General features: G+C 67.1%; 23 protein-coding genes. 14 read left to right on the forward strand and 9 right to left on the reverse strand.

Annotated elements, in window-relative coordinates; all coding sequences use genetic code 11:
* Positions 1–63: 63 nt before the first annotated feature.
* The 4 genes from ASF32_RS22795 to ASF32_RS22810 all read left to right on the forward strand — a co-directional run bounded on the left by ASF32_RS22795 (position 64) and on the right by ASF32_RS22810 (position 4951).
* Positions 64–3012: a PAS domain S-box protein gene (locus tag ASF32_RS22795; protein WP_056434150.1), complete on the forward strand. Its 2949-nt coding sequence runs from the start codon at positions 64–66 to the stop codon at positions 3010–3012.
* The gene (locus tag ASF32_RS22800; RefSeq protein ID WP_056434152.1) at positions 2963–3334 is read left to right on the forward strand and encodes a response regulator; all 372 of its coding nucleotides are present in this window, start codon (positions 2963–2965) and stop codon (positions 3332–3334) included. The genes ASF32_RS22795 and ASF32_RS22800 overlap by 50 nt, the downstream gene beginning before the upstream one ends.
* A 131-nt stretch (positions 3335–3465) precedes the next feature.
* Positions 3466–4209, forward strand: a complete 744-nt coding sequence (locus ASF32_RS22805; RefSeq protein ID WP_056434155.1) for a Crp/Fnr family transcriptional regulator — start codon at positions 3466–3468, stop codon at positions 4207–4209.
* Positions 4210–4249: 40 nt separating this feature from the next.
* Positions 4250–4951, forward strand: coding sequence for a sensor histidine kinase (locus tag ASF32_RS22810; RefSeq protein WP_056434158.1), 702 nt, complete (start codon positions 4250–4252; stop codon positions 4949–4951).
* 97 nt (positions 4952–5048) lie between these two features.
* On the opposite strand, the gene ASF32_RS22815 is transcribed toward ASF32_RS22810, so the two are convergent.
* The 3 genes from ASF32_RS22815 to ASF32_RS22825 form a co-directional block, all read right to left on the reverse strand.
* Entirely contained in the window at positions 5049–5258 is a 210-nt protein-coding gene (locus tag ASF32_RS22815) for a hypothetical protein (RefSeq protein WP_056434160.1), read from the reverse strand.
* Positions 5259–5332: 74 nt separating this feature from the next.
* Positions 5333–6793: a DUF2252 domain-containing protein gene (locus ASF32_RS22820; RefSeq protein ID WP_056434271.1), complete on the reverse strand. Its 1461-nt coding sequence runs from the start codon at positions 6791–6793 to the stop codon at positions 5333–5335.
* Between the two features lie 503 nt (positions 6794–7296).
* The gene (locus tag ASF32_RS22825; RefSeq protein ID WP_056434273.1) at positions 7297–7500 is read right to left on the reverse strand and encodes a hypothetical protein; all 204 of its coding nucleotides are present in this window, start codon (positions 7498–7500) and stop codon (positions 7297–7299) included.
* 269 nt (positions 7501–7769) lie between these two features.
* On the opposite strand from ASF32_RS22825, the gene ASF32_RS22830 reads away from it, so the two are divergent.
* The gene (locus ASF32_RS22830; RefSeq protein ID WP_082470088.1) at positions 7770–8648 is read left to right on the forward strand and encodes a DUF4336 domain-containing protein; all 879 of its coding nucleotides are present in this window, start codon (positions 7770–7772) and stop codon (positions 8646–8648) included.
* A gap of 59 nt (positions 8649–8707) precedes the next feature.
* Here the strand turns inward: ASF32_RS22830 and ASF32_RS22835 are convergent, their stop codons facing one another.
* Positions 8708–9376: a DUF4142 domain-containing protein gene (locus ASF32_RS22835; RefSeq protein WP_056434163.1), complete on the reverse strand. Its 669-nt coding sequence runs from the start codon at positions 9374–9376 to the stop codon at positions 8708–8710.
* 254 nt (positions 9377–9630) lie between these two features.
* On the opposite strand from ASF32_RS22835, the gene ASF32_RS22840 reads away from it, so the two are divergent.
* Complete coding sequence (locus tag ASF32_RS22840; protein ID WP_244477943.1) at positions 9631–9822, forward strand: Rmf/CrpP family protein; 192 nt, start codon at positions 9631–9633, stop codon at positions 9820–9822.
* Between the two features lie 154 nt (positions 9823–9976).
* Here the strand turns inward: ASF32_RS22840 and ASF32_RS22845 are convergent, their stop codons facing one another.
* The gene (locus ASF32_RS22845) at positions 9977–10360 is read right to left on the reverse strand and encodes a hypothetical protein (RefSeq protein WP_056434164.1); all 384 of its coding nucleotides are present in this window, start codon (positions 10358–10360) and stop codon (positions 9977–9979) included.
* A 307-nt stretch (positions 10361–10667) separates the two neighbouring features.
* Between ASF32_RS22845 and ASF32_RS22850 the strand changes: the two genes are divergently transcribed.
* On the forward strand, positions 10668–11540 hold the full coding sequence (locus ASF32_RS22850) for a type 1 glutamine amidotransferase (RefSeq protein WP_082470091.1): 873 nt from the start codon (positions 10668–10670) through the stop codon (positions 11538–11540).
* Positions 11541–11586: 46 nt separating this feature from the next.
* Here ASF32_RS22850 and ASF32_RS22855 read toward each other — a convergent pair whose 3' ends face one another.
* Positions 11587–14610 carry a M10 family metallopeptidase gene (locus ASF32_RS22855; protein WP_056434167.1) on the reverse strand — a complete coding sequence of 1008 codons (3024 nt, stop codon included), beginning with the start codon at positions 14608–14610 and terminating at the stop codon, positions 11587–11589.
* Positions 14611–15042: 432 nt separating this feature from the next.
* Between ASF32_RS22855 and ASF32_RS22860 the strand changes: the two genes are divergently transcribed.
* A complete protein-coding gene (locus tag ASF32_RS22860; RefSeq protein ID WP_056434279.1) occupies positions 15043–15723 on the forward strand; it encodes a L,D-transpeptidase in 681 nt (226 codons plus the stop codon).
* Positions 15724–15964: 241 nt separating this feature from the next.
* Here the strand turns inward: ASF32_RS22860 and ASF32_RS22865 are convergent, their stop codons facing one another.
* The 3 genes from ASF32_RS22865 to ASF32_RS22875 form a co-directional block, all read right to left on the reverse strand.
* Positions 15965–16822 carry an EamA family transporter gene (locus ASF32_RS22865; RefSeq protein ID WP_244477944.1) on the reverse strand — a complete coding sequence of 286 codons (858 nt, stop codon included), beginning with the start codon at positions 16820–16822 and terminating at the stop codon, positions 15965–15967.
* Positions 16823–16933: 111 nt separating this feature from the next.
* Positions 16934–17749: a DeoR/GlpR family DNA-binding transcription regulator gene (locus ASF32_RS22870; protein WP_056434169.1), complete on the reverse strand. Its 816-nt coding sequence runs from the start codon at positions 17747–17749 to the stop codon at positions 16934–16936.
* Positions 17746–18621 carry a LysR substrate-binding domain-containing protein gene (locus tag ASF32_RS22875; RefSeq protein WP_056434171.1) on the reverse strand — a complete coding sequence of 292 codons (876 nt, stop codon included), beginning with the start codon at positions 18619–18621 and terminating at the stop codon, positions 17746–17748. The genes ASF32_RS22870 and ASF32_RS22875 overlap by 4 nt, the downstream gene beginning before the upstream one ends.
* 127 nt (positions 18622–18748) lie before the next feature.
* Here ASF32_RS22875 and ASF32_RS22880 point away from each other — a divergent pair, with 127 nt between their 5' ends.
* The 6 genes from ASF32_RS22880 (at position 18749) to ASF32_RS22905 (ending at position 26398) form a co-directional block, all read left to right on the forward strand.
* A complete protein-coding gene (locus ASF32_RS22880; protein WP_056434173.1) occupies positions 18749–19855 on the forward strand; it encodes a 2-aminoethylphosphonate--pyruvate transaminase in 1107 nt (368 codons plus the stop codon).
* Positions 19856–19909: 54 nt separating this feature from the next.
* Positions 19910–20737 (forward strand): phosphonoacetaldehyde hydrolase, encoded by an 828-nt coding sequence (phnX, locus tag ASF32_RS22885; RefSeq protein WP_056434176.1) that lies wholly within the window; start codon positions 19910–19912, stop codon positions 20735–20737.
* A gap of 345 nt (positions 20738–21082) precedes the next feature.
* Positions 21083–22102, forward strand: a complete 1020-nt coding sequence (locus ASF32_RS22890) for a putative 2-aminoethylphosphonate ABC transporter substrate-binding protein (protein WP_056434178.1) — start codon at positions 21083–21085, stop codon at positions 22100–22102.
* A gap of 56 nt (positions 22103–22158) precedes the next feature.
* Positions 22159–23256, forward strand: coding sequence for a putative 2-aminoethylphosphonate ABC transporter ATP-binding protein (locus tag ASF32_RS22895; RefSeq protein WP_056434180.1), 1098 nt, complete (start codon positions 22159–22161; stop codon positions 23254–23256).
* Between the two features lie 8 nt (positions 23257–23264).
* Complete coding sequence (locus ASF32_RS22900; protein ID WP_082470094.1) at positions 23265–25025, forward strand: putative 2-aminoethylphosphonate ABC transporter permease subunit; 1761 nt, start codon at positions 23265–23267, stop codon at positions 25023–25025.
* Positions 25022–26398, forward strand: coding sequence for an aspartate aminotransferase family protein (locus ASF32_RS22905; protein ID WP_056434185.1), 1377 nt, complete (start codon positions 25022–25024; stop codon positions 26396–26398). Before ASF32_RS22900 ends, ASF32_RS22905 begins: the two co-directional genes overlap by 4 nt.
* The last annotated feature ends 155 nt before the right edge of the window (positions 26399–26553 follow it).

Below are 26553 nucleotides of genomic sequence, written 5' to 3' on the forward strand. Positions count from 1 at the left end.
TGAGTACGCTGTCGGTGTTCCTGGCTGCTTCGACCTCGAACGAACGACGAGCACCCAAGAGAGATGACCCTCACGGAGTCACCGGATGCGTTGGCCGGCCTCGAAGAGGTCCTGATCACCGACGCGTTGCTGAGGCGTCCCGTACGGCCTCCCGACTACGAGGCGGAAGCCCATGCGCTGGCCGAACTGGCCCAGGCGCTGGCCGTCCGGCCGGACACGGTCCTGCAGCGTCTGGCGGATCTCGTCGTCGAGATGGGCATGGCCGAGTCGGCCGGCATCAGCATTCTCGGGTCGGGAGAGCCGACGAAAAGCTTCCACTGGCCGGCAATCGCAGGACCATGGGCCGCGCATATGGGCGGCTCGATCTCCTTCGACGAGAGCCCCTGCGGACTTGTGGTGAGCCGCAATATTCCCCTGCTGCTTTCCCGCCCCCATACCCGCTTCCCGGCCGCCCGTGTCGAGCCGCTGATCCGGGAACTCCTGCTGGTGCCGTTCCGTGCCGGCGATGAGCCGGTCGGTACGCTCTGGGCCGGCATGCATGACCCCGATCGCGGCTTCGACGGCGAGGATCTCAGGCTCCTCACTCGGCTGACGCACTTCGCCTCCGCCGCTTACGCCATGACCGGCGCCCTCGATGAGGCACGGGCCGGCAGGAGCGAACTGGAGCAGCGGGTCATGGACCGTACCCGCGCCCTGACGGAAGCCCATGACGCACTACGCAAAACCGAAGCGTGGCATCGTGCCGAACTGGAACGGGAGGTGAAGGAACACACGGCCGAGCTGAAGCTGAGCCGTGACCTGCTGCAGGCTACGCTGGACAGTTCCATGGACATGATCCAGGTCTTCGAGGCTGTCCGGGACGCTTCGGGCGAGATTGTCGATTTCCGCTGGCGGTTGAACAACCACACGTCGGAACGGCACCTCGGCGAGGTGAGGGGACAAAGCCTCCTCGAACGCAGTCCGGGCGTGGTTCAGGAAGGGACCTTCGAGGCTTTTCGGCAGGTCGTGCAGACAGGCCGGTCCTCGGTCGCCGAACGCCGCTACGCACACGAGCGAGGAGACGGCTGGCTCTACCAATCGGTGGTGAAACTCGGCGACGGCGTCGCGACCACTGCCAAGGAGATCACCGCCTGGAAGGCGGCTCAGGAGGAGATCCTGCGTCTGCAAGACGAGGTCGCGCAAACGAAACTGGAGGAGAGCGAGGCGATGTACCGCCATCTGTTCAACTCCATCGACGAGGGCTTCTGCATCGTCGAGATGATCTTCGACGACCGGCAGCGTCCGGTCGATTACCGGTTCCTCTCCGTCAATCCTGCATTCGGTCACCAGACCGGGCTCGGCGACGCCGTCGGCCGGACGATGCGGGAGTTGCTCCCCGGGCTCGAGGCGAACTGGTTCGAGACGTTCGGCCGGATCGCCCTGAACGGCGTGGCGGAACGGTTCGAACGCCGGTCGAGCGCCATCGGGCGCTGGTACGACGTCTATGCCTTTCGCGTCGGCACCACCGAACAGCAGCGGGTCGCCATCCTGTTCAAGGACATCCAACCTCGCAAGCGCACCGAGGCGGCCCTGCGGGAGAGCGAGGAGCGCTTCCGTGCCTTCGTCACCGCCAGTTCGGACGTCGTCTACCGGATGAGCCCGGACTGGTCGGAGCTGCAACGGCTGGAGGGACGCGCCTTCCGGAGCGCCACGGACCAGCCGAACAAGACCTGGCTCGACCGCTACATCCGCCCCGGCGACCAGGCGGAGGTCCGCGCCGCCATCGACCGGGCAATCGCGACGCGATCGATCTTCGAGCTGGAACATGCGGTGATCCGCAGCGACGGGTCGCTCGGCTGGAGCCTGTCCCGTGCCGTGCCGACGCTCACGGAGTGGGGCGAGATCAAGGAATGGCTGGGAACGGCCAGCGATGTGACGGCGCGCAGGAAAGCCGAGACGGCGTTGCGCGAGAGCGAGGAGCGCCTCAGCCAATTCGGCGAAGCCTCTTCCAACGTGCTCTGGATGCGCGATGCCTCGACCTTCCAGTGGGTCTATCTCACGCCTGCCTTCGAGACGATCTACGGTCTCGACCGTGCGACGGCAGTCGCCGGCGACCACATGACCAGCTGGGTCGAGCTGATCGTGCCGGAAGACCGCGAGCGTGCGGTCGAGAGCCTGCAACGGGTCCGGACGGGCGAGAGCGTCACCTTCGAGTATCGCGTCAGGCGGCCCAGTGACGGCGGCATCCGCTGGCTGCGGGACACCGATTTTCCCATGCGCGACGCGGCCGGTGCCGTGTGCTGGATCGGCGGCGTCGGCCGGGACATCACCGAGGAGAAGGAGACGGCCGAGCATATGAGCGTGCTCGTGGCGGAGCTGCAGCACCGCACCCGCAATCTCATGGGCGTGGTGCGCGCCACCGTCGACAAGACCCTGCGCAACAGCACGGATCTCGCCGATTTCCGGGCGCGCTACGGCCCGCGCCTGGCGGCCCTCGCCCGTGTGCAGGGATTACTGTCCCGCCTCGCCGAGGGTGAGAGAGTCAGTTTCGACGAGTTGATCCGGAGCGAAGTGGCCGCGCTCGACGGCGGGGCCTCCCGCGTCAGCATGATCGGGCCGGCGGCGATCGCGCTGCGCTCCTCGACGGTCCAGATCTTCGCCCTGGCCCTACACGAACTGGCGACGAATGCGCTGAAATACGGGGCGCTCGCGCAGCGGCAGGCACGCCTCGAAATTCGCTGGCACGTGGAGTATCCCAGACCGGAAGATGGCCCATGGCTGCATGTGGACTGGCGTGAGCACGGCGTGCGGATGCCATCGCGGGATGATCAGCCGCAGGGAGGCGGCTCCGGCCGCGAACTGATCGAACGGGCATTGCCCTACCAACTCGGGGCCAGAACAACCTACGTGATGGAAGCCGACGGCATTCACTGCACCATTGCACTTCCCGTATCGGAACGCACGATCCGCCAGAAGGACACCGATGCCGCACAGCATATTCCAAGGCCGACGCATCCTCGTCGCGGAGGATGAGTATTTCCTGGCGGACGAGTTGCGGCGCGAATTGCAGGATGCCGGAGCCGAAATGCTGGGCCCGGTCGCCTCCGTGCGGAGCGGCCTCCAGATCCTGGAGGCACGTACGAAGCCGGATGCAGCAAGTCTGGACGTGAATCTCGGGGGCGAGTGCGTCTACCCGCTCGCGGACGTTCTGATCGCCCGATCCGTGCCGTTCGTCTTCACGACGGGCTACGACCAGGGCGTCATCCCGGACGCCTACGCCCATGTTCTCCGCCTGGAAAAGCCGGTCGAGCCCGAAACGGTGCTTGCCGCGATCGAGACGCTCCTCAAGGCTTGACGGCGGCACCCGTGCAAGGTCTTGCTTTCATTTCCAGGGGGGGCAATGAGAAGCTCCCCGAAAACTTAACACAAGTAAATTATTGTGTGTGGGCAATTCTCTATTCGTGCTCTGCGCACGACGAGGAAAGCATGCCGCAACATCTCCTTCGCAAGCTTGAGCACTTCACCAAGCTCTCGCATGACGACCGGCAGGCCTTGGAGATCGCGGCCAGCAAGCAGCGGATTTTTGCAAAACACTCCGATATCATCAGCGAAGGTGACGATCCTCATCACGTCAACCTGATCTTGGAAGGGTGGGCCTGTCGCTACAAGCAGCTCGACGATGGCCGGCGTCAGATCATCTCCTTCTTCGTGCCCGGCGATCTCTGCGACAGCCACGTCTATCTCCTGCGCGAGATGGACCATTCCATCGTTGCCCTCACCCCCGTCAAACTGGCGGAGATCTCGCGCGCCGCGCTGGAGCAGATCGCCAACGACAATGTGCGGCTCACCAAGGCACTCTGGTGGGACACCCTGGTGACGGTCGCGGTCCAGCGCGAATGGACGGTCAATCTCGGCCAGCGCACGGCCTTCGAGCGCGTCGGTCATCTCCTCTGCGAACTCTTCCTGCGCTTGCAGAGCGTCGGCCTGACGGAGGGCACCACCTGTGACCTGCCGCTGACGCAGGTGGAACTGGCGGATGCGCTCGGGCTCTCGAACGTGCACATCAACCGCACGCTGCAGGAATTGCGACGCACCGGCCTGATCGTGCTGAAGGGTGGGCGCCTGACCATTCCCGACTTTCTTGCCCTACAGAGGGCATCCTTGTTCAATCCGAGTTATCTTCACCTCGACCACGAAGGCCATCATTTCGATGCCAACGGATCGATGTGATCCTGAACCGGTTCTGCCTCAAGCATGCCGTGGAGCTGCGATGACGATGGGATCCAACCCGACGGACACAGAAGAGCAGGTGGTGCTGCTGGCCGAATTGCAGCACCGAGTGCGCAACACGCTGGCGACGATGCGCATGATCGCGCGGCGTTCGGCCGAATTCAGCGAGAGCCTGGAGGATTACACCGCGCATCTCGACGGGCGGTTGGCCGCCATGGCCCGGGTGCAGAACGTCATCATCCAGAACCCCTTGGCCGGGGTCGATCTCGACCGCCTCGTCACTGACGAACTCACCAGCGCGCTCGCCTACCAGGATGGACGCACGCAGGTCGACGGACCGGACCTGCGGCTGCATCTGCGCGCGGCCGAACCACTCGCGCTCGCGCTGCATGAGCTTTCGACGAACGCCCTCAAGTTCGGGGCCCTGTCCACGCCGGGGGGCGGCCTGGCCGTGACATGGCGGGTCGAGGAGCGGAAAATCGAGGAGCGGGATGGCGGCCCCTACCTCGTGTTCGACTGGGTGGAGCGTGGCGTGCCGCTGGACGAGCGCGAGCCCCGCCGCAAGGGCTTTGGCACGGTGGTTCTGGGCGAGATGCTGGCGCACAACCTGAAGGCCGAGGCGAGCTTCACCTTCACGCCCGACGGCTTGCGCTACCGCATGGCGATGCCCCTCACCAGCCGGACCCTGCAGGGGGACGCCGTCCCCCTTTCGCTCCCCGAGAAGAGGGACGGGCACCCTTAGCAGGGAATCGATGCCGTCTCCGACGATGCCTGCTCGGCACCGTCCGGAGGATCGGACCGCGTTCGCTATCAAACCTCCCCGCGGTGACGACGGGTGGTCAGAAGCTGCCGCTCAGGGGCACGGGTGGGGACCGGTCGGCATCCTCGTCCCGCTTGCCCGAATTCAGCATATCGTCCAGCATCGACAGGAGGTCGAGGAGTTCCAGCTTCCCCTCATGCGATATGTCGGCGGCCTTCACGCGTCGCTGGATCGTGGTTCTGACGCTCGACAATGCCTCGTGATAGCCCTCGGCGCGTTCGGTGCTCATGGTCGGTTCCCTGCTCGGCGACCATGGCGAGATAGGGCAATGGGCCGAGGCGCCCATCCCTCCCGCCTCCCCGATCAGAGGCAGGAATCCGGCGCAGCCTCGAGCCTGCCATCAGCAATCGCGGACAGGAACGCCCGGTAATCCGCCTCGTTCTGATCTCCGTAGGCGTGCGCCCAGTCCGCGAAGGCCTCGCGCAGATCCGCGCGGCCATCATGACCGCAATAGCCGGCGATGGCGGCCGCATCACCCGTACGGGCATGCGCCCGAGCGAGGAGGGCGCCGTAGGCGTGGGAGAAGTACAGCAAGGGCTGCCCTGCCATCCTGGCGATGGGAATCTCCCCCTTCATGTTTTTCATCTGGCGGACATAGAACGGCCGGTCGTCGATCGACGTCCAACCGAGCAGGGGGTCTCCCACCGCCTGCAGGAGCTTCTGCCCGTAGATGACGCGCTCGCCCTCGTGGCTCGCATAGGGTTCGGGCATGCCGGTCAGATAAGGCGCATGAGCCGGGCGAACGGCCTCCTTGACCTGAAGGAAGAGCGCGTCCTGATCGGAATTGCCGCAGAGCAGGGCGACATAGGCGCGGGTTCCGACACTCCCGACCCCGACCACCCGATGGGCCACATCGACGACGTGATAGCGGTTGAGCATGAAGCGGCGCTCGCGCGGCAAGGTCTCGGCGTAGCGTTCGAGGCCCGAGGTCACGTTCTGGCGCGTCTCCTCGTCGACGCGCATGAGGATCGGCGGCTCCTCGCTGAAGCGCCAGCTGCCATCCGTGCGCCGCTCGCCGACCCGGTCGAGCAGGCTCTTGTTGTTCTTGCGGCGCGCCTTCTCGACGGCCTTGCGCACCACCGTCTGGGATTGCGCGTCGATCTCGATACCGGAAAATTCGAGCTGGTCGGCCCGCGCCGCCCGCTGCCACACATCGAGGGAACCACGGGGCGCCAGATCGTCCATGGTGTGCTGATACCCGGCAACGGCCGCGAGCACGGCCGCCCGCCGCTCCACGGCCCGTACGCCATCGTCGCGCGCCGCCACCTCGATGCTGGCGCAGAGCCGTTTCAGGTCCCATTCCCAGGGCCCGATCGTCACCTCGTCGAAATCGTTGAGATCGAACACCACTTCGCCCTGCGGTGTCCCGAACAAGCCGAAATTCGAGATGTGGGCGTCGCCGTTCATCACGACGTCGATCGTCCCGTGGGGTCCTTGCGCCAGGTCCCAGGCCATCACATGCGCCGCGCCGCGCAGGAAGGCGAACGGGGAGCTCGCCATGCGGGCGACCCTGAGCGGGATCAGATGGGCCTGCCTGCCATCATGAGCGCCCTCGATCAGCGAGACCGGATCGGGACGGTCGGAGCCGATGTCGAGAGAGGCATGGACCGCGTGAGGCACTTTCCCCCGCAAGGTCTTGCCGGCGGCCCGGCGCTTCTCCCAGGGCTCTACCCCGGTGCGGAGATCGATGTGGGGGAAGTCCGCCAACGGTTCCAGGACAGCGTCCGGCCCAGTCTCGACGCTATCGTTCGGCTCGGCGTGTATGACGTCGGAAACATCCGTCGATCGATCCAAGTCGCGATCCTTCTCAAAGCGATGGATTAGAACGGGGGTGGATCGCGGGCAACACGATGCCGGCAGCTTTTGCATTCATTCGACATCTCACGAAACACATCATCGCGAACAGCCTCGAAGAGATGCGCGAGGAGAAGACATTAGCGATGGGAAAGCCCGAGGCGGGCGGATGGGCCGCCCGTCACTCCACCTCGCTCACGGCCCGGTTCGACCGTGCGGCGGCGCATGCTTTCCCGCCCGTGGATGACATGATGTCGGACAGAAGAGACGTCGCGTTGGAAGCTCAGCGAAGAGTTCCCGGCTCCTGTCAAAGCCAACGGCCACGAAGGCCGGGCCAAAGTGCGCGTACATCCGGCGTCACCCTGTCCCGGCATCGTGGCCGTCTCCGATGAAGCGACGAGGTCGCGATCGGTATGTCCCCTAGATGGGGGCAATATAGTTAATAATCAATGATCGCCATGCCGGATCGGCGGTTACTCCGCGGCCTCGACCTTTGCGTCGTCCTCATCAAGGATGCTTTCCAGATCGCCGGTCAGCGCGTCCAGCTGCTCGGCGGTCGCCACGATCTTGAACTTGGTCCCGTCCTCGGCTTCCACTGCGATCTCGACGTGGTCGCCAACCTTCGCCGCGAGGGCCTGTTTCAGGGTGTAGGTCGTGGCCTTGTCATTCGCTGCCATGAGGGTCTCCTTGTTCGGCAGCGGCCAACGCATCAATGCGCGGAAAAGCCCCGGCGCCCGCCGGGTTTCGGGGGCTTTTCGTGTGCGACTTAGTAGCCCGCTTCCCCGGCCACCGGCTATAGCCGGTACGCCCGACGCTACAGAAGGCATCTCGTGCCGCAGGTTCTAAGACAGAGCCTTCGAGCGTCGAGTAACGCCCAAGATGGGACCCTCGCGCCCGGTTCCTACGTTTCACCCTCTGATGGACAGCGAACCCGGAGATCCATGGCGTGGCGTACGAAACCGGCTATCCACCTCTGAATACCCTGAAACAGGTTGCTGACGGCGTCTGGATCGTGGACGCGGCCCCCATCCATGCGGGCGGGATACCGTTGCCGATCCGCATGACGGTTCTACGGTTGGCGGGCGGCGAACTGCTCCTGCACTCGCCCATCCCGTACAATCCAGGCCTACAGCGCGGCTTGGAGGAACTCGGCCGCATCGGTCATCTCGTGGCCCCGAGCGTCGGCCATTGGATGTTCCTCCGGGATTGGCAGGCGGCCTGCACGAACGCGATCACCTGGGCGGTCCCGGGACTCGAGGATCGTGGCCAGGTTCGCCGCTCCGGTGTCCGGATCGACGCCGAGCTCGGGAACAGACCGCCCCGCCTCTGGGCCGACGAGATCGACCAGGTGCTGGTCGCCGGCCCCGTGTTCAAAGAGGTCTGCCTCTTTCACCGACCGAGCGGCACGCTTCTCCTCACCGACCTCATCATCAACCTGCGGGCGGATGATCTGTCCGCCGTGCCGCGGTCCCTGGCCCGCATGCTCGGGATCGTCTCCCCCGACGGAAAGGCGCCGCTCTATCTCAGGCTTCTTCTGCGCGCGAACCGTAGCGAGGTCGCGCGAGCGGCCGAACGTCTGGTGGGATTCGAGCCGGAGAGAGTGATCTTCACGCACGGCGAATGGTTCGACCGTGACGCGGCCGCGAAACTGCGCCGCTCGCTCTCATGGCTTCTGGGACACGACAGCGGCGGCGGGCGACTTCTGTCCCGGCCGAGCGGCCCATCTTCCGTCGCTCCATGGCCCCGGGCCGTCCTCGCCGGCGCGGCCCTTGTCGGCGTCGCCGCGCTCGTTGCGTGGGTCAGACGAGGGCGCCGCCGTTCCTGAAACGGAGAGGGCCCGGTGGAACCCCGCCGAGCCCTTCACGCGCCGCAACGCCGGGACGGTCAGCCGCGTTGGCCGCCCATCATCGCCTGCATCTTGGTCAGCTGGGAAATGTGAAGCCGGATGAGCGGGATGGCGCCCTGGGCAATGCGGCGGAGCTGGGGATCTTCGCCGCTCTCGGCGTAGGAGCCATGAATGGCATAGGCTTCCTGGTGGCCTTGCAACGAGGCGCTCACGAAGGCCGCATCATATTGCAGGCCCGGCTGGGTCGCGGCAAGCTGCGAGAGAAGCTGAGCCTTCTGCTCGTCCGTGGTCATGCCGCTGGGCGGAGGGGCCCCCAGCGCACCGCCGGCGACACCGACAGCGGCGCCGGCCACCCCACCCGCGACAGCCAGAGGCGCCGCGACGAGGCCCCCGATGAGACCTCCGGGGCCGGGAGGACCGCCTGCCGCCGCGGAGGCCAACCCCTCCGAATAGGGAGCCAATTTGCGGGACAGGCTTACCTGCTCGACCACTTCCGCGCGGGAGAACTTCTTCAGCCGAGGGTTGGTCGTCTTGTCGAACGCATCACGCGCCGTGTTCTCGAGAAACAAGCCGCCCTTGGTCGCCATGTTGAGGTAGACCGGCGTGGGCATGCCACCACCGGGAACAGGCTGGGCCGCCGCGGTGCGGGTGACGGCAAGGGAAGCGGTGGCCGTGAGCATGCCAAGTACGAAGGCGCGACGATGCATTGCAGTGCTCCGAGTGCTTGAGGGCGCACCTCGCCGATGTAGCTTAGCTTTCGGTGCTCAGCCAAAAACCATGCTGATCAAGCAATGTTCCAAGAATAAATGGCGACATCGCGTCAATTATAGAAGGTTTATAGCAAATATCAATCATCGCACGATATTTGGGGTCCCGGATCAAATAGCCTGATACAGCGATTGTTGCGCTCAAGCTTTCCGCCGCAGCCCTTCATCGGGCTTCGCCCTCTTGGACCGGGCTCATGGCGCCCTACCTTGCGGCAATGACACAGCCGCCCGACGACAACCTCGACCACCGCGCCCTCGGCTACTACGCCCCCGGCAAGGGATTGAGGCGCGAGGATTGCCCCTATGCCGAGGGCACCGAGGCGCATGCGGAATGGATCGCCGGATATGATGCGGCGGTCAGGGAAGGCGAGGGCGGCAAAGCTTGAAGTGGGAAGGCTTGAAGTGGGAAGGCCTGAAGCGGCAAGGTCTCGGCAAGTCAGCCTCGATAATGTCAGCCTCAGCGAGGCCCGGTCTGAGCGTGACGAGGGGCCTCACAGGCCCCTCGCACTGTCCCACGGGCTTACACCCTGTCGGCTACCGTCAATCGTAAGGCTCGAAATCGGGCCCAGGGTGCCGAAACCCGACCGGACGAGGACCATAAGGGCGATGGTCGTAGACGCGCTCCCGGTCCACGATGACCTCCCGAACCACCGGACGCGGCCGATAGACGGCCGGCCTTTCCTCGATCACCTCGCGGACGACGCGGCGCGGCGCATAGACCGGCGGTCGCTCGATGATCTCCTCACGCACGAACCGTTGCGGGCGAACGACCTGGCGCTCGACAACCGTGCGCCGAGTGACCACGGTCGCGGGCTCATCGTAGCCGCCATAGCCGTAATCGCCGGCCTGTGCAGTCACCGAACCGACGCTCAAGCAAGCTCCCAGGGTCAGCGCAGAGAGTGCGCCCAAGGCGAGCAGTCTCATCGTCTTCTCCTTCAGTCACGAGACACGCCGCCCGAAGACGGCTTGCCCTGAAAACTCCCGGACCTTCGTTTTGGATGTGTCGGACCCGGAGAAAATCTTAAACGAAGCCGACGCTCCGGCTCGGCGGAACATCCGGGACTGGACTTCGGAACCGTAGCCATGATGCGCCGATCCCCCCACGCGTCATGAGCGCGACGCTGGTGGCGCGGACCGTAGAGCCCCCTGCGGCAGGTTCGCCGAGGCTGGAACGCGGATCGCCGCCACCGGTTCGGGTACCGGAGAATAACTCTCCGGAGCACGCGTTTCCTTGAAGGTCACCACAGCCGGGTTGCGCTTCCTGATCGCCGAAAGCGAGCCTCCCGAAGCGCGCGACGAACGCCGGAAAAGCGTCGGGCGGTCATCCGGAGAAACCTATCTCGATCTCCTGGCTCGACTCGCCCCCGGCGCGACCTGTCACCGGGTCACGCCGGCCGACGCGGACAGCGCCCTGCCGCCGGGTGAATCGCCGGGCGGCTACGATGCCGTCTTGTTCAGCGGCTCGCCGCTCGCCCTCTACGAGGAGACACCGGAAGTTCGGCGCGCGGTCGCCTTCATGCGGGCCACTTTCGCATCGGGCACCCCCGCCTTCGGCTCCTGCGCCGGCCTGCAACTCGCCACCGTCGCAGCCGGCGGAACCGTGCGACGCAACCTTCACGGCCCGGAGGCTGGCTTTGCCCGCCGCATCACCGCCACCGAGAGTGGCCGTGCCCATCCCATGCTGGCCGGCCGACCCGCCGCCTATGACGCTCCGAGCATTCATACCGACGAGGTGGAGACCCTGCCGGCGGGCGCGTCCCTCCTGGCGAGCAACCGGGGTACCACGGTCCAGGCCGCCGAGATCCGCCATGACGGGGGTGTCTTCTGGGGCGTGCAGTACCACCCCGAAATCGGCCTCGACGAGGTTGCGGGCGCCCTGCGCCGCCAGGCCGACGATCTCGTGGAGAGCGGGCTCGCCCTGTCCCCCGCCGAGGTCGAGGCGCAGGCCGCCCTGGTCGAGAACCTCCATCGCGAGCCGGACCGGCGCGACCTCGCCTGGCGGCTGGGTCTCGACGATCAGGTCACCGACTCCGAGCGGCGCCAGACGGAAATCCAGAACTTCATCGACGCCTTGCTGAGGCATGGACGGTCACTGGCGCCCTGATCGCGCGTGACAGAACCCCATCCGGCAGAGCCGGCGCGGCTCGCTCTCACACCACGAAGAGGTCGTGGTGGCCGAGATCGACCCCGTCGTTCAGGATGGCGAACCGGACGGCCTGTCCCGCACCGCTGCCATCCGCGTCATAGAACAGGTTTCCGGTGTCGTGATCGTAGAGGATGCGATCGTCGGCATCGGTCCTGGCCACGCTCACATCCTTGAACGCGTCGGCGGCGAGGCGACCGGGGGCCAGCGCCGTGAAGATGGCGTCGTCGAGCCGGATGCGATCCTCGCCCACGGTAAAATCGGTAAGGCGATCGATATTGTTGGCCCCGAGTGTGGTCGAGAACGCGAAGACGTCGCGTCCGGCGAGCCCCCTCATGATATCGGAACCCAATCCCCCATCGAGGGTGTTGGCGCCCTCGTTGCCGCGCAACAGGTTGTCGGACTCGTTCCCGACGAGGTGCAGACGCGACGTTCCGGTGGCGATCGCCAGTTTCAGTATCTCGATCTCCTGGCCGGCGGCCAGGGCATAGCTCGTCGACGCCACGACCGTATCGCGGCCCTCGTCGCCCGTCTCGAAGACACGGTCGGCGAGGCGGTCGACGATGTAGGTGTCGTTGCCGGCACCGCCGTAAAGGCTGTCCGTACCGCCCTTGCCGTTCAGGACGTTGTCGCCGGCATTGCCGCGCAGCACCTGGTTGATCTCGTTGCCCACGAGCTTGAAGGCGTCCGTGGCGGCGGCGTCCCTGGCGGCCAGAAACTCGACGGACTGGCCGGTGCCGAGGGCGTAGCCGACATCCGTGAGAACCCGGTCGTAGCCCTGATGCGCGAGTTCGTAGACGCGATCGGCTTTGCTATCGACGATGTAGGTGTCGCCGCCCTTCAGGCCGTAGAGGAAGTCGGACCGGCCGCCGCCGTCGAGAAGGTTGGCGGTATCGTTGCCGACGATGGTGTCGCGCCCGCTTCCACCGATGGCGGTCTCGATCACCGTGCCCTGCGCGATGGCGATGTTGTTCGTCAGGCCGGCGACGCTGCTGAAGGCCCCCGCGCGGAGATCGACGAAGGCGGCCTTCGCGAAACCCGACAGGTCCAGGATATTGTGGCGGCCTTCGTTGAAGAGGGTCAGAACCGGCTGCGTGTTGAGGCCGAAATCGTAGATCTTCTCCAGGGGACCGGTGATCGAGCTGTTGAAGCCGTAGGTCTGCCCGCCCGAGAACGGCGTGCCGGCCGGCGACGCGGCGCCATAGAGCTGCTGGATCGCAAGGATGTCGAGCTGCATCAGCGATTGGCTGGATTTGCGGGTTTCGCCATCGGCATGGCCCCAATCCGTGCCGGCGACCGGATCGCTCGCGCGGTACTTGGCGTCATGCGCCTTGGTCCAGTCGATATAGGACATGACCGACCATTCGCGGTCGTCATAGGCACTGAATTGCTGGGTCGCCGGATCGACCTTGCCGTTGTAGCGGCCATCATGTCCGAGACCCAGCACATGGCCGATCTCGTGCACGATGGTCCCGAACCCGTATCCGGCGGCCTTGTGGAGGGAGCCCGACAGGTCGAACCCATGCTTGCTCGTATCGATCGAGACCACGACCTGACTCTGAGGCGTGCCCAGGGTGCTTCCGCTGCCGCGTGAACTCGTGTTGCTCGTGTCGGCCCGGCCATCGTTCCCGCGATGGATCAGGACGTCGGCGGCCGTGCTCGACGAAGCCGCCACGAAACGGACATCCGCCACGCCCGACCAGGTCGCGAAGGCCCGCAGGACGGTGGCCTGCTCGTTCGCGGAGAACGACGAGTCCGGATCGAAGGCATAGGTGATGGTCGCTCCGGTTCCGGCGGTGGGCGCCCCCCATTTATGCGCTGTCCTACCCTCCCAGCCGGCGAAGCTCGCCTCCGTCAGCGTTCCGTCGGGCGAGAGCCCGTTGATGAACGAAACCTCCTCGGCCATCGTCGGAGAGACCGGCGCGCCGTTGGTCTTGAACCCGATCAGGCCTTTATCCGCATCGTAGACGTAGGTGTGGTCGCGGAAGAAATGGGCTCCCGTATTCATGAACGAGGCCGAGCCGTGGGTGGCGCGGCTCTCCCAGACGTTCGAGGGCGTATCCCCTCTCTCGTCGCCGAGGACGAAGCCGTAACTGGTCGCCGCACCGTTCGAGCCGGGAACGGTCACGGTGAATGCGCTGCCATCCGGCATCAAATGGCCCGGCTTCGTGATGCCGGGGTAATGGACGAAGGCTTCCGGCGTGCCGGTGTCGAAGAGCAGGTCCATTCCACTATGGACCGTGCCGTCGATGACGACGGAGCCGGTCGGCCAGAGCCAATCCTGCGGACTGCCCGGCAACGGCGCCGAAAGGGCCTCGTCGAGCTTCTGCACGGTCCAGCCCGCCCCCTCGTCGGCGCCGGACCAGCCGAGATGCATGCCCTCGCGATCGATCATGTAGCTATGGGCCATCTCCCCGCTCTTCATCTCGGCGAGGTTCAGGACGGCATTGTTCGCGGAGGTGAGCGTGGTCCCCTTCACATCCGTGGCGAAGCCGGTGTTGAACCCGACGCCGAGCATATGCGTCTTGGTGCCCTCGCCGCGGACGAGAGCCGTCACCGTGGTCGTCGGCACGCTGCCATCCGGCAGGGTCGCGTCGGGGAAGGCGAGGATCAGCGGAACCCAGTGCCCGGTTTCGACGATGCCGTCGCTGCTGTATGTCAGGCTCCCCTCTTGATATTCTGGATACTGCGTCCAATCGATCGGCCCGACCGCGGCCTCGACGAGCTCTTGCGGAAGGACGGTCGCCCAGGATCCGGTATCCACCTGGAAGATGCCGGTGGCGGGCGACACGTCGACCCCCGTCCCGTGGTTCGCCTCGGGGGTCGCACCGGGGGTCGAATGTGCCGCGGGCAGGGTCTGGCTCAGCGACGCGGGAACGGGCTTTCCGTCGGCCCCGGCGATGCCGACCACGGAGACATGCGCGTACATGCCGCTCTGCAGGCCGGCAGAGTCCAGCGGGCTGTAGGCCAGCTTCCCGACCGAGGTGTAGAGAGGGATGAGGACCTGAGAATTCTGAACGCCCGTCGCCATTGTATCGACCCATCACCCGCACGTCTGGCGGACTGAGCCGTTCCCGATCTTGAGATCGATCGGGAGCATGGCGACAGCCCCTGCAACATCGCTCCATGTCATCGATGAATTCTGTAAAGAAACCCGTACGGCCAGCTTTGGCGAAGACCGGTGCGACACCTCGCTGGCGCCGACCCGATATCGGGCGTCGCTGAGCCTGATCCGTCGAGGCCTCTTCGCGCGACGGCGCGGCACCGGTCGTTCGCATCGCAAGTCATCGTCCTCACCGAAGACGCTCAAAGGCCGTTGTCGTCCCCCCATCCCCGGCAACGAGAGAGTTTCGCCATACTCTCGACGCAAAAGCCGAGCTTGCCAGTCTTAGCTGGCCATTGAGGCGCGACCGGAGCACGCGTTCTTCGGTCCGCAGGGCAGGGAAGGTCCGGGATCATGATCATGGACGGTGGGATTATCGATCCGCTCGGGCATGGAACGCGGCCGCTCACCCGCCGGTCTTTCCTGGCCGGCTCGGCCGCTGGATTGAGTGCCTTGGGGCTCGCCGGCTGCGCGACATCCGACGGCCTGATCCTCGCCGAGGCGGCGAAGATCTACGGGCCGATGCCGGACGAGAAATTCCCGATCCCGGCCGCCGATATCAGCAAGGTCGACCCGAAATATTATCGCCGGACGGTTCGCTACGACACCAAGGAAGCTCCCGGCACGATCGTCGTCGATCCCGGCAATTTCTACGTCTACCGCATCGAGGGCGACGGCTCCGCCACCCGCTACGGCGCGAATGTCGGCCGCGATGGCTTCCTCTGGAGCGGCGACGCCTATGTCGGCCGCAAGTCCGAATGGGCGACCTGGACACCGCCGAAGGAGATGATCCGGCGTCAGCCGGAGGCCGCCAAATATGCCCGCGGCATGCCGGGCGGCCTGGACAATCCGCTCGGCGCCCGCACCCTTCATCTCTACCAGAACGGCGCCTATACGCTCTATACGATCTATGCCAGCAGCGAGCCCGACACGATCGGCACGGGCATCACGAGCGGCTGTGTCGGTCTGCTCAGCCAGGACATGATCCACCTGTATTCGCGGACACCGGTCAAAACCAAGGTGGTCATCCTGCCGGCGTAAGCAAACGCGCAGGAACACGCCCGGAGCGGTACTTTCGCGTCATCGTCGCGGGGACCGGCTTTGCTTCATGAGTGGGTATTCGCAGCCTGCACGCAATCAAGTGCTCGTCGTCAGAGACGGTCGCCCGGCCCGGCGGCTCCGACGATCCATTCCCTCGCATCGGGAGCTCCGCTTTGCCGCGCTTCGCGTATCCCTCGCGGCATGGTGCTCGATCGTCGGAGCGCGCCGCGAAATCGAGCCTCTAGGCCAGGCGCATGGCCACGACCCCCGCCACGATGATGACCACCGCCGCCGTTCGCGACAGGAGAAGCGGCTCCTTCAGCACGATGACGGAGATCAGCATCGCGAACAGGACGCTGGTCTCGCGCGTCGCCGCGACCAGGGGAATGGGCGCGACCGTCATCGCCCAGATCGCGATCCAATAGGAGCCGAGGGCCAGGGCTCCACCCCCGAGTCCCGGCACCATGAGGCCCCGCACGGAGCGCAGCACGTCGCGGCCCCGCGTCCAGAGCACGAAAACCGGCAGCGGGATCGCGTCGATCACGAAAAGTGCGGCGGCATAGGCGTGGGGGTCGCCCGCCGCCCGCGCGCCGAGCCCGTCCACCAGCGTGTAGCCGGAGATCAGGGCGCCGGTGAGGAGCGCGTGTGCCAGGGCCGCCCGGCTCAGGCGCTGGCCGCCGGCTTTCGCGAACGCCATCAGGGCGACCCCGGCGCAGAGGATGCCGATCCCGAGGGCGGCGAGGGGGGCCAGCGCCTCCTGCAGCACCAGGAGCGAGGCGCAGGCCGTCAGCAGCGGGGCGCTGCCGCGCGCGATCGGGTAGACCTGCCCCATATCCCCGTGCCGGTAGGCCTCGGCCAGGGCGATGTAGTAGCCGAGATGCAGCAGGATCGAACCCGCCAGCCAGGGCCAGGCGGCGGCTTGGGGCCATCCGAACCAGATCGAGGCCGGAAGCGCGAACAGCCCGGCCGAGGCCGAGATCAGCGCCATGGTGAGAATCGGCTCGAGGCGCAGCTTCGCCACCGCGTTCCAGCCCGCATGCATGAAGGCGGCGGCAAGCACCGCGCAGAAGACGGGCAGGCTCATGCCGGTGGCCATCATGAGATCTCGCGTCCGGTGAGGGCAGCGTCACGCCGACGAGCGGCCGAAAACGTCGTTCGTTCCTAATGCAGGCCCGCTGCAAAAGAAATCAAAAAGCCACAAAAAACCACATCAGGGCGCGACGATCAGGTCGAGGCCGCGTCGGGTCAGGGCGTCCCGGAGAAGGGGCGGGGGCTCGACATCGACGATGAGACCGGTCGCCGCCGGGATCGGCGCGAGGCGGATCGGGGTCAGGCGACCGAACTTGGTGCTGTCGGCCACCACATAGCCCTGCTCCGCCGCCGCCAGCATGTGGGTGCGCAACTCGGTGGGGAGCGGCGCGAAGTCGGTGATCTCGCCGCTTGGTGAAATGCCGCCGGCACCCACGAAGGCGAGGTCGGCGCGAAAGCGCGCCAGGGCGGTGAGCGCCTCGGTGCCGAAAGCCGCCTCGTCTGCGCCCTCGATCTCGCCCCCGAGGAAATGGACCCGCACGCCGGCGACACGGCAGAGCAGGAGCCCCACCGGCAGGCTGTTTGTGCAGATCGTCAGCCCCTTGGGTATGGGGCGGGAAAAGAGCGGGTCGCGGCCGGCCAGCGCGTTCGCCACCGCCAGGGTGGTGGCGCCGGAATCGAGCACCACCACCATGCCGTCCTCGACGAGCCCCGCTGCGACCCGTCCGATCGCAGCCTTGCCCGCCGGATTGTCGCGCTCGCGGATGGCCAGGACGGGCTCGTCCGCGCGCCGGGTCGCGCCTCCGTGCACGATGGCGAGCCGGCCCTGCTCGGCCAGGGCCTTCAGGTCGCGCCGGATCGTCTCGCGGGAGACGCCGAAACGGTCCGCCATCGCCTCGACGCTGACGCTGCCGTCCTGGCCGAGCCGTGCCAGAATCGCGTCGTGGCGGGAGGCGGCCAGCGCCCGGCTCTCCGGTGCGGAGGGCTTCCGGCTCATCGCGTCGCCTCCGCCGCATCGACCGCCAGTTCGAACACGACACGGATCAGGCGCAGGTTCCGGCGTCGCGCCAGACAGGCGATCGCGTGGCGATTGACGAGGTCCGGCCCGTCGATCGGGATCGCGGCGATCCGGGCGTCCTCCCCGCATTCCAGGGACGAGACGATGCCGATGCCGATGCCAGCAGCGGCGGCCTCGATCACCGCCTCACGGCTGTCGAGTTCCATCAGCACGGCGGGCGTGATGCCGATGCGCCGGCAGGCACGATCGAAGGTTCGCCGGGTCACGGAGGTGGGCTCGCGCAGCACCATGGCGGCGCCGTCGAGTTCGGCCAGATCCAGCGCCGCGCGACCCGCCAGGGGATGGTCGCGCGGGACCACGGCGCAGATGCGCGAGACCGCGATCTCCGCGAGGTGGAGGTCCGGATGCGCCTCGGCCTCGGTGAGCACGGCGACGCTCGCCCGCTCCGACAGCAGGGCCTCGCGGGTATCGGCGGCGTTGCCGAGAATCAGCCCGACGACGATGCCGGGATGGCGGGCCCGCAGGCGGGCGAGCAGCGGCATCACGATATGGGGCGAATCCACCGCGATCTCGACCCGCCCCGAAACCAGCGTCCGGTTGGCCTCCAGGAGATCCTCCGCCTGCTCCACGAGGCCGAAGAGCGGGCCGGTGAGTTCGGACAGCGCCCGGCCCTGCGGAGTCAGTTCCGCCGCCCGCGCCGTGCGCCGGAACAGAACGAGGTCGTAGCGCTCCTCCAGCGCCTTGATGTGCCCGGTCACAGCTGGCTGGCTGATGCAGAGGCGCTGGGCCGCGCGTGTGAAGCTGCCCTCCCGCGCGACGGCGTCGAAGGCGCGCAGCTGGAACAGGTTCATGGCGACCTATCGGCGAGACTGATGACGGGCATCACAAGAAACGATTTGATCTGATGGCTTGCCCGAACGCAAGATTTACCTGTCCCGAAGCGCTCCCGGCGCTCACGGCAGATCGGGCAGGATCACCATGACAGCCGCTCCCATTCTTCTGACTCCCGGCCCGCTGACGACGTCGGAGCGCACCCGCGCGGCGATGATGACCGATTGGGGCTCCTGGGACGGCAGCTTCAACGCCCTGACGGCCAGCGTCTGCGAGCGCCTCGTCGCCATCGCCAACGGCACCGGCAGCCATGTCTGCGTGCCAATCCAGGGCAGCGGCACCTTCGCGGTCGAGGCGGCGATCGGCACCCTGGTGCCGCGCACCGGCAAGGTCCTGGTCCTCGTCAACGGCGCCTACGGCAAGCGCCTCGCCAAGATCTGCGAAGCTCTGGGCCGCGATCATAGCGTCTACGAGACCGCCGACGACGTGCCCACGACGCCCGAGGCCGTCGACGGTCTGCTCGCGGCCGATCCCACGATCAGCCATGTCGGGCTGATCCATTGCGAGACCAGCACCGGCATCCTCAACCCCCTGCCGGAGATCGCCGCAATGGTCGCCCGCCACGGGCGCGGCCTCATCGTCGATGCGATGAGCTCCTTCGGGGCGCTCCCCATCGACGCGGCCACGGTTCCGTTCGAGGCGTTGATCGCCGCCTCGGGCAAGTGCCTCGAAGGCGTGCCCGGCATGGGCTTCGTGATCGCGCGGGCGGATGCCCTGGCGCGAGCCGAGGGCAACTCGGCCTCATTGGCTCTGAACCTCAGCGACCAGCACGATTACATGCAGCGCACCGGGCAGTGGCGCTTCACCCCGCCGACCCACGTGGTCGCGGCGCTCCACGAGGCGCTGCTGCAATACGACGAGGAGGGCGGCCTGCCGGCCCGCCACGCCAAGTACGCGCGCAATTGCGAGGTGCTGATCCGCGGCATGGAGCGCCTCGGCCTCAAATCCTTCCTGGCGCCCGAGATCCAGGCGCCGATCATCGTGACCTTCCACGCCCCGCGCGACCCGAAGTACCGCTTCGCCGATTTCTACGCCGCCGTCCGCGCACGGGGCTTCATCCTCTATCCGGGCAAGCTCACGCAGCTGGAGACGTTTCGCGTGGGCTGCATCGGCCACGTCGAATCCGCCGACATGGAGCGCGCGGTCGAGGCCGTCGCGGCGGTGTTCACCGAACTGAGCATCACGACCGTCTGACCGCCCGTTCCTCGGCCTCCCGCGCGTTCCGCGGGTCACCCGGAAAGTCCCACCATGTCCTACACCCCCCCGAAGAAACTCCAGGCCGCGATCCTCGACTGGGCCGGGACCGTCGTCGATTTCGGCTCCTTCGCGCCGACCCAGATCTTCGTCGAGGCCTTCGCGGAATTCGGCGTCGCCGTCAGCCTGCCCGAGGCGCGCGGCCCGATGGGCATGGGCAAGTGGGACCATATCCGCACGCTCCTGAACCAGCCCGAGATCGCCGCGCGCTACGCGGCCGCCCACGGACATCCGGCCACCGACACCGACGTCACCGCGATCTACGAGCGCTTCATGCCGTTGCAGATCGAGAAGATCGCCGAACACTCGGCCGTGATCCCCGGCGCCCTCGACGCCATCGCCGACCTCAGGGCAGGGGGGCTCAAGATCGGCTCCTGCTCAGGTTACCCGGCGCGCGTCATGGAGCGCGTGGTCGCGCTCGCCGCCACCAACGGCTACGTCGCCGACCATGTGGTGGCCACGGACGAAGTTCCGAACGGGCGCCCCTTTCCGGCCCAGGCGCTGGCGAACGTCATCGCGCTCGGCATCGACGACGTCGCCGCCTGCGTGAAGGTGGACGACACGGTGCCGGGCATCCTCGAAGGCCGCAAAGCCGGCATGTGGACGGTGGCGCTCACCTGCTCGGGTAACGCGCTGGGGCTGACCTACGACGCGTTCCGCGCGCTGTCCGCCGATCGCCTCGCCTCCGAGCGGAGGCGGATCGCCACCCTGTTCGCGGAATCCAAGCCCCACTTCCTCATCGACACGATCGCCGACCTGCCGGGCGTCGTCGCCGATATCAACGGATTGCTGGCGGCCGGACGCATGCCACAGGCCTGCTAGAGCTGCACCCGACCACGTTGGGCCGGGTGCAGCTCTAGACCTCTATTTTGCCGCGCTCCTTTTCGCCGAACCGGCATCCGCTTCGGCGGAGAACACTCTAAGGGACACCGCGTCACGGCTGGAGACCGTTTCACGGGAGCAATCGAAAGGTTTCAACATCGACCCGCGGCCAAGCGCCGGGGGTCGATTTCGGCCGTCCGCAATCAACGTAAGTAATTCTGCGCCATGATCTTGAAATAGGCAGCATATGCAAAAAGCCTGGACTTGATTGCACGGGGTTTTGTCTTCTTCCTGTCATGCATCAGGATTTAAACGTCGGAACGACAAGACTCCGGAGCATTATCGATGAAAATCCTCGGCCTCCTCGCTCTGACCCTCGCCCTGACGTCGCCGACCCTGGCCATGGCCGCCGAGCGCACAAAGCTCACGATCTACACGGCCCTCGAGAACGATCAGCTCGTTCCCTTCAAAGCCGGGATCGAGCGGGCGGTGCCGGAGGTCGAGGTGGTCTGGGTGCGCGATTCGACGGGCGTCATCACCGCACGGTTCCTGGCCGAGAAGGATAATCCCCGCGCCGACATGGTGATGGGGCTGGCCGCCTCCAGCCTGCTGCTGTTCGAGAAGCAGGGCCTGCTCGCCACCTACGAGCCGAAGGGCGCCGATGCGCTGAAGCCCGCCTTCCGCGATTCCATCGGCCCCTACAGCTGGACCGGAACCGACGCCTCCATCGGCGTGGTCTGTTTCAATACGGCGGAAGCCGAGAAGGACGGGGTGAAGACCCCCGTGCGCTGGGCCGATCTCCTGGTGCCCGCACTGAAGGGCAAGGTGGTGATGCCGCATCCCGCCTCCTCGGGCACCGGTTACCTGCTGGTCGCCGGCTGGCTCCAGGGCATGGGCGAGGAGGCCGGCTGGGCCTACATGGACAAACTCCACGAGAACATCGCCGCCTACCTGCATTCGGGCTCGGCCCCCTGCGTCCAGGCCGCGCGCGGCGAGCGCACCGCCGGCCTGTCGCTGGACATGCGCGGCGCCTCGGAGAAGACGAAGGGCGCACCTCTGGCCGTCGTCGTCCCCGCCGACGGCACGGGCTGGGACGAAGAGGCCTACGCCATCGTCGGCACCACCAAGCACCTGGATCTGGCCCGCAAGGTCGCCGACTGGGGCACCACCAAGGCCGCCAACGAACTCTACGCCAAGAGCTACGCGGTGGTGGCCTATCCGGGCGTCGCCAACGTGCCGGCGAACTACCCCGCCAATGCCGAGGCCGCGATGATCAAGAACGATCTCGGCTGGATGGCCGACAACCGTGAGCGGGTGCTCGCCGAATGGTCGCGCCGCTACGAGGCGAAGGCTGCCAAGAAGTAGCCGCGACGACGCAAAGCGAGCCTGAACGACCACACGAAAGAGTAGGGGGCACCGCCATGACGCTTCGCGATGCGACGCCGTTCCTCAGGGTTTCGGGATTGTCGAAGCGTTACGGGGCCTTCACCGCCCTCGACGGAATCGACCTGGAAATCGGCCGGGGCGAGTTCGTCTGCTTCCTCGGTCCCTCCGGCTGCGGCAAGACCACCCTGCTGCGCCTGATCGCCGGGCTCGACCGTCAGGATTCGGGACGTATCGTGATCGGCGGCGTCGACGTCTCGACGGCGCCCCCGGCGGCGCGCGACTTCGGCATCGTGTTCCAATCCTACGCGCTATTTCCGAACCTGACGGTGGCGGCCAACGTCGCCTACGGCCTCGTCAACGGGCGAATGCCGAAGGCGCAGGTCACCGCGCGGGTCGCCGAACTCCTGGCCCTGGTCGGGCTGCCCGAGCAGGGGCCTAAATATCCGGTCCAGCTTTCGGGGGGCCAGCAGCAGCGGGTGGCCCTCGCCCGGGCGCTGGCGACCTCGCCCTCCCTGCTCCTCCTCGACGAGCCGCTCTCGGCCCTCGATGCCAAGGTCCGTACCCGGCTGCGCGACGAGATTCGCCAGCTTCAGAAGCGCCTCGGGATCACCACCATCATGGTCACGCACGACCAGGAGGAGGCGCTCGCCATGGCCGACCGGGTCGTGGTGATGAATCGCGGCGCGATCGAGCAGGTCGGCACCCCGGCGGAGATCTACCGGAACCCGGCCACCGCCTTCGTGGCCGACTTCATCGGCGCCATGACGTTCCTCGACGCCCGGGTGGGATCGGCCCGGCAGATCCGGGTCGGTGCCGTCGATCTCGTCTGCGAGGACGGGCGCGGCTTCGTCCCCGGCAGTCCCGTGCGCCTCGGCTTCCGCCCGGAGGAGATCCGGGTCGGCAACGTGCGTCCCACCGATGTCAACGCCTTCCAGGTGCGGGTGCGCAGCCTCGAATTCCTCGGAGCCTTCACCCGCGCCCGCCTGGAACCGAGCCTCGACCTGGGCGGCTCCCTGGTCGCCGACGTCTCGGCCAATCTCCACGGCGACCTCGCCCTGACGGAAGGCCAGTACCTCTACGTCTCCCTGCCGCCGGCGGCCCTGCGGGCCTTCCCCGTGGCCGCCCGCCCGTGAGCCGCGCCATGGCCGAGTCCGTCCTGGGGACATCTTCCCTCGTCGTCTCCCTGCCGGAGGCGGCCCTGTCCCTGCCGAAGGCCTTGCCCGCCAAGCGCCGCACCGTGCCCGAAGCCGCCATCGGCACCGCCCTGATCGCGGTGCTGTGCCTGTTCCTTCTGCTCATCATCGCGCTGCCGCTGGGCACGCTGCTGATCAAGAGCCTGGAGGCGCCGGATGGCGGGATGGCGGGCCTGTCCAACTTCCGCACCTACTTCGCGACGCCGACCCTGGTCGATGCGCTGCTCAACAGCCTCACCGTGGCCGGCATCGTCGTGGCACTCGTGGTGCCCCTGGCCTTCGGCTACGCCTACGCGCTCACCCGCACGGCAATGCCGTTCAAGGCCCTATTCCTGGCCCTGGCCCTGCTGCCGCTGTTCGCGCCCTCGCTGCTCTCGGGGATCGCGCTCACCTACATCCTCGGCAACCAGGGCTTCCTACGCGGGCTCCTGTTCGGCCACAGCGTCTACGGGCCGATCGGCATCACCCTCGCCGAATGCCTCTACGCCTTCCCGCACGCCCTCATCATCCTCGTCACCGCCCTCGGCCTCTCGGACGGACGCCTCTACGAGGCCGCCTCCGCCATGGGCACGAGCCGCCTGCGCACCTTCGTGACCGTGACGCTGCCGGGTGCCCGCTACGGCCTCGTCAGCGCGGCCTTCGTGGTCTTCACCCTCGTGGTCACGGATTTCGGCATCCCGAAGGTGATCGGCGGCCAGTACCCGGTGCTCGCCACCGACGCCTACCGCCAGGTGGTCGGCCAGCAGAACTTCCCCATGGGCGCCGTGGTCGGCCTCCTGATGCTGGTGCCGGCGGTGCTGGCCTTCATCGTCGACCGGCTCATCCAGCGCCGGCAATCGTCCCTGCTCTCGGCCCGCTCCGTACCCTACGAACCGAAGCCCCATCCGGTCCGCGACCGCCTCGTCCTGGTCTACGCCATGCTCGTGGCCGGCGTGATCGTGGGCACCTACGGGGTCGCGGTCTGGGCCTCGTTCATCCGCTACTGGCCCTACAATCTCGGCCTGACCCTGGACCATTACGACTTCGCGGCGGCCGATTCCGATGGCTGGTCGCCCTACTGGAACTCGCTCGCCATGGCGCTCTCGGTCGCGGCCATCGGCACGATGACGGTGTTCTGCGGGGCCTACCTCATCGAGAAGCTGAAGCTGTTTCCCGCCGGTCGGGCCTTCGCGCAGTTGCTGGCGATGCTGCCGCTCGCGGTGCCGGGCCTCGTGCTCGGCCTCGGCTACGTGTTCTTCTTCAACGCGCCCTGGAACCCGCTGAACGTCCTCTACGGGACCCTGGCGCTCCTCGTGATCAACACGCTGGCGCATTACTACACGGTCGCCCACGTCACGGCGACGACGGCCCTGAAGCAGATCGACCCGGAATTCGAGGCGGTGTCGGCCTCCCTGAAGGTACCGTTCTGGCAGACCTTCCGCCGGGTCAGCCTGCCGATCTGCCTGCCAACCGTGCTCGAACTGTTCGTCTACCTGTTCGTCAACGCCATGACGACGGTCTCGGCGGTGATCTTCCTCTACGGGCCGAGCACCAAGCTCGCCGCCATCGCCATCGTCCACATGGACGAGGCCGGCACCACGGCCGCCGCCGCCGCAATGGCGAGCGTGATCATGGCGACCGCCCTCGGTGCCCGCCTCGCTCTGGCGCTGGTCAACCGCTTCGTGATCGCCCGCGCCCAGGGCTGGCGCCGCCGCGAGGCGACCGCATGAGCCGGGACGCACGGATCGCCGAATCCGAGGGCGACACCAACCGCACCGACCGGCGCGCCGCCTGGCAGGCGCGGAGCCTCGACACGGCGACGCGCGGGCTGCTCGCCCGGGATTCGGACGCCTTCCTGCACCAGTCGGTCTCGACGCCCTGCCTCAACGCGATCGTGCGGGCGGAGGGCATCTGGATCGAGGACGCGGCCGGGCGCCGCTACATGGATTTCCACGGCAACAACGTCCACCATATCGGCTACGGCCATCCGCGCCTCAAGCGCGCCATTGCCGAGCAGATGGACGCGCTGCCCTTCGCGCCCAGGCGCTACGCCTGCGAGCCTGCCGTGGCTCTGGCCGAGAAGCTCGCGGCGATCACACCGGGCAACCTCGCGAAGGTGCTGTTCACCACCGGCGGCTCGGACGCGGTCGAGGTGGCGGTGAAGGTCGCCCGCACGGCCACCGGCCGGCACAAGACTCTGTCGTTCTGGGATGCCTTCCACGGCGCCGGCACCGGCTCGGCGGCGATGTCGGGCGAGATGCTGTTCCGCTCCGGCCCCGCTGGGCCCCTGGTGGCCGGTGCCCTGCACGTCGCCCCCTTCGGCGGCTATCGCTGCCCCTACGGCACCGACAGCGCCGAGGCGAGCGGCCGGGCCTGCGCCCGGATGATCGATTACGTCCTCACCCGCGACCCCGACGTGGCGGCCCTCGTCGCCGAGCCGACGCGGGCAGTGCCCTACATCCCGCCGCCGGGCTTCTGGGCGGAGGTCCGGCGCATCTGCGACCGGCACGGCGTATTGCTGATCTTCGACGAGATCCCCACCGGCCTGGGCAAGACCGGGCGGATGTTCTCCTGCGAGCATGACGGCGTCGCCCCCGACATCCTGGTGATCGGCAAGGGGCTCGGCGGCGGCATCCTGCCCATCGCGGCAGTGATCGCCGACCCGAGCCTCGATGTCGGCGGCGCCTGGGCGTTCGGCCATTACACTCACGAGAAGAACCCGGTGACGACGCGGGCCGCCCTGGAGACGATCCGGATCATCGAGGACGAGGATCTCGTCGCCAACGCCGCGCGGGTCGGGGCGCTGGCCGTTGCCCGCCTCGGCGCCATGATGGACCGTTGCCCGTCCATCGGCGACGTGCGCGGCCGGGGCTGCCTCATCGGCATCGAACTCGTGCGCGACCGCGCCAGCCGCGAGCCCGATGCCGACCTCGCCGAGGCGGTGCTCTACCGGGCGCTCGATGCCGGCCTGTCGTTCAAGACCACCATGGGCAACGTCCTGACCCTGACGCCGCCGCTGACCGTCACGCCGGAGCAGATGATGGACGCCCTCGACATCGTCGAGACAGCCATCGAGGAAGCGACACGAGAGCGCCGGAGATAACCGGCCCCCTGCTGCTCCGCGACGGTTCTTGCGGTTCGCAGTCAAGTCCCGGGAGCACAACCATGCATTCGGCGCCCCTCAGGCAACAGTCGCGTTCACCGGATTGGGAACTCAGGTCTATCCGGCCTTACACAGCTCGATGAAACCGGGCTTTC

The sequence above is a fragment of the Methylobacterium sp. Leaf91 genome, assembly GCF_001422815.1.
GTDB lineage: Bacteria > Pseudomonadota > Alphaproteobacteria > Rhizobiales > Beijerinckiaceae > Methylobacterium.

Coding starts and splice junctions, on each gene's coding strand:
- ASF32_RS22875 (WP_056434171.1), bottom strand. CDS start 18,621: ATGAACCTGTTCCAGCTGCGCGCCTTCGACGCCGTCGCGCGGGAGGGC.
- ASF32_RS22845 (WP_056434164.1), bottom strand. CDS start 10,360: ATGAGACTGCTCGCCTTGGGCGCACTCTCTGCGCTGACCCTGGGAGCT.
- ASF32_RS22860 (WP_056434279.1), top strand. CDS start 15,043: ATGGACGGTGGGATTATCGATCCGCTCGGGCATGGAACGCGGCCGCTC.
- ASF32_RS22840 (WP_244477943.1), top strand. CDS start 9,631: ATGGCGCCCTACCTTGCGGCAATGACACAGCCGCCCGACGACAACCTC.
- ASF32_RS22805 (WP_056434155.1), top strand. CDS start 3,466: ATGCCGCAACATCTCCTTCGCAAGCTTGAGCACTTCACCAAGCTCTCG.
- ASF32_RS22825 (WP_056434273.1), bottom strand. CDS start 7,500: ATGGCAGCGAATGACAAGGCCACGACCTACACCCTGAAACAGGCCCTC.
- ASF32_RS22870 (WP_056434169.1), bottom strand. CDS start 17,749: ATGAGCCGGAAGCCCTCCGCACCGGAGAGCCGGGCGCTGGCCGCCTCC.
- ASF32_RS22905 (WP_056434185.1), top strand. CDS start 25,022: ATGAGCCGGGACGCACGGATCGCCGAATCCGAGGGCGACACCAACCGC.
- ASF32_RS22890 (WP_056434178.1), top strand. CDS start 21,083: ATGAAAATCCTCGGCCTCCTCGCTCTGACCCTCGCCCTGACGTCGCCG.
- ASF32_RS22835 (WP_056434163.1), bottom strand. CDS start 9,376: ATGCATCGTCGCGCCTTCGTACTTGGCATGCTCACGGCCACCGCTTCC.
- ASF32_RS22810 (WP_056434158.1), top strand. CDS start 4,250: ATGACGATGGGATCCAACCCGACGGACACAGAAGAGCAGGTGGTGCTG.
- ASF32_RS22800 (WP_056434152.1), top strand. CDS start 2,963: ATGCCGCACAGCATATTCCAAGGCCGACGCATCCTCGTCGCGGAGGAT.
- ASF32_RS22900 (WP_082470094.1), top strand. CDS start 23,265: ATGGCCGAGTCCGTCCTGGGGACATCTTCCCTCGTCGTCTCCCTGCCG.
- ASF32_RS22795 (WP_056434150.1), top strand. CDS start 64: ATGACCCTCACGGAGTCACCGGATGCGTTGGCCGGCCTCGAAGAGGTC.
- ASF32_RS22855 (WP_056434167.1), bottom strand. CDS start 14,610: ATGGCGACGGGCGTTCAGAATTCTCAGGTCCTCATCCCTCTCTACACC.
- ASF32_RS22865 (WP_244477944.1), bottom strand. CDS start 16,822: ATGATGGCCACCGGCATGAGCCTGCCCGTCTTCTGCGCGGTGCTTGCC.
- ASF32_RS22880 (WP_056434173.1), top strand. CDS start 18,749: ATGACAGCCGCTCCCATTCTTCTGACTCCCGGCCCGCTGACGACGTCG.
- ASF32_RS22895 (WP_056434180.1), top strand. CDS start 22,159: ATGACGCTTCGCGATGCGACGCCGTTCCTCAGGGTTTCGGGATTGTCG.
- ASF32_RS22815 (WP_056434160.1), bottom strand. CDS start 5,258: ATGAGCACCGAACGCGCCGAGGGCTATCACGAGGCATTGTCGAGCGTC.
- phnX (WP_056434176.1), top strand. CDS start 19,910: ATGTCCTACACCCCCCCGAAGAAACTCCAGGCCGCGATCCTCGACTGG.